The sequence below is a fragment of the Nibrella viscosa genome, from assembly GCF_039541875.1.
GTDB classification, from domain to species: Bacteria; Bacteroidota; Bacteroidia; order Cytophagales; family Spirosomataceae; genus Nibrella; species Nibrella viscosa.
Map to the genome: position 1 here is coordinate 1 of NZ_BAABHB010000056.1, position 574 is coordinate 574.

Sequence of the window (574 nt, forward strand, 5' to 3'; positions counted from 1 at the left end):
AGGTGCCATTCTGCCCCATATGCCCCGACAGTGGCATGTTGAGGCCTGAAAAAGCCGGAAACAACAAGTAAATGACGACCAGCATCAGAAAAAAAGAAAGCGGCCGGAAGTAGGGACGCCGTACGCCGCGGCAGAAGTCGAATGAAAGTTTACCGGGCCGGGTAAGAATAGTCTTCAGGGTGGTGAAGAACTTACCGTCGAAATGGGTGATGAAATGGAAGGCTTCTTCAAAGAAATGACCAATGTATCGGTCGTGATCGTGCAGTACTTTTTCGCCGCAGCGATTGCAGTAGTTGCCTGTGAACACCTGTCCACAGTTGACGCATGATACGTTGGATACCTTCACCGATGTTTACAAATTGGCGATCGTTAATATTTCTTCGAGGTATTTACGCTCGTTGCTGAGGCGGGGCACTTTGTGTTGACCACCCAACTTGCCTTTGCTTTTCAGCCAGGTATTGAAGATACCTTTTTTCAATGACCTAAGCAATGGCAGGCGGAGGGCGATGTCTTTATGTCTTTTGGCTTCGTAGTCGCTGTTGATGCTTTTGAGTGCGGCATCGAGCGATTCGGT

The 574-nt window shown here is 49.0% G+C and carries 1 protein-coding gene and 1 pseudogene; both read right to left on the reverse strand.

Annotation, left to right across the window (positions count from 1 at the left end):
• A partial coding sequence (locus tag ABD931_RS29175; RefSeq protein WP_345271658.1) for a DUF3667 domain-containing protein occupies window positions 1–307 on the reverse strand: 307 nt, incomplete at its 3' end.
• 45 nt (window positions 308–352) lie between these two features.
• Window positions 353–574: pseudogene (locus ABD931_RS29180) on the reverse strand (GH3 family domain-containing protein); the annotation flags it as partial.